This is a genomic window from Pseudoteredinibacter isoporae (genome assembly GCF_040372805.1).
Classification (GTDB): Bacteria; Pseudomonadota; Gammaproteobacteria; order Pseudomonadales; family Cellvibrionaceae; genus Pseudoteredinibacter; species Pseudoteredinibacter isoporae_A.
On record NZ_BAABWJ010000024.1, the window covers coordinates 1 to 1,317 of the forward strand.

At 44.5% G+C, this 1,317-nt stretch carries 1 protein-coding gene; it reads right to left on the reverse strand.

Annotated features, from left to right (window positions below):
* Positions 1-305: 305 nt before the first annotated feature.
* Positions 306-1,317, reverse strand: a 1,012-nt coding sequence (locus tag ABWW03_RS19895) for an RHS repeat-associated core domain-containing protein (RefSeq protein WP_353411421.1), incomplete at its 5' end; no start/stop codon positions are given.

The following is a 1,317-nucleotide window of genomic DNA, read 5'->3' on the forward strand; positions in this document are numbered from 1 at the left end:
TGCATGCACCGGTCCAATTTGCTCACCCTGCCGGGAGGAACTGATCACCCATTCCAGAATGGACTGCACGCCCTGCTGTTAGAAGTGATCAATATTGATGAGCCCTATTGAGCTTAATTTCTGGAGAAACTAATTTGAGTAACTTCAATGCTTTTGATCCCCTCGAGGATTTTCACAATACTTCTCAGAGTAGTTCCAGCGGCCACCGCTATCCAAACATCGGTCAACATTCAAAACGCCTTTAAACCATACAAAAATAAGTAGCAACAAAATCAATAGTACCGCAATACATACTAATCTTTTCATCAATATATCCTCTCTAAGCCCTTAGGCCTAAATGGTGAACATAATGCACGACAACTGCCACCAGCGTTATTCCTACCTTGCAATCGCCCATAAATATTTGCCCTCTGATCAGCTTCGCTAGCGGATTCTGGATCTCCCTTGATATTTTGATCAACCCACTCCCTTGTATTGCTAATTATTTCAGCTATCTCTTCTGCTGTATTACCCCGCTGAGAGGCTTCACAGTTAGCCATACAATGGAAATATTTATCCGCGCCAATAGTATTGGCTTCCCGCATATCTTGGTAGTTATCAATGAAATCCTGTATAGCTCCCTCAGCGTGGTCATCTTTTGTAGCGTCATCTGGATGGGCCACAACACCAATACATGCTGAATTGGAGTCTTGTGAACAATCAAACTCTTCTTTCTCTTCCTCTTTTTCCTCTTCCGGTTCATCCGTGTCAATTTGAGGTGAGTCTTTATTTACTGACTTCTCGAGAGAGTCTTGAATTTGTCCCAAGCTATAATCGGAAAAAATACTAGTTAAGTGCTGACCAAAAAAACTATTGGGATCAACTATCGATATACCTGAAATATCACTGTGAACGAGCGGGCAATTCAAAGTACCATCTCCCCCCCTTGGGCATACTACATATCCAGATGGATCCGTGTATGTTAGCGGATTATTGTAAACATAAGCATACCGATTATAATTCCGCCCATTATCTGGCTCTGCCGTCACAGGGTCAGGACTCATCATCTTACCCAGCTCAGCCGAGTAAACCCGCCCATTCATATGAATAATGTCTACACCTGAAAGGTGTTCATGACCTGTGTAACCGCGATCAAAATTATCGAAGCTTGCAGGCGCTTGATAAGCGCTGGCCCAATCGGTAGCACTGCGTCGTTTACCCCAAGCGTCGTAGCTGACTTCGCCTAGAGCGCTGCCATCACTTTCTTTACTGATCGTCGTGATCGATCCCAAATGATCACGGTGCAGGTATTCATGCTCGGTGCTTGGTGCACTGCCC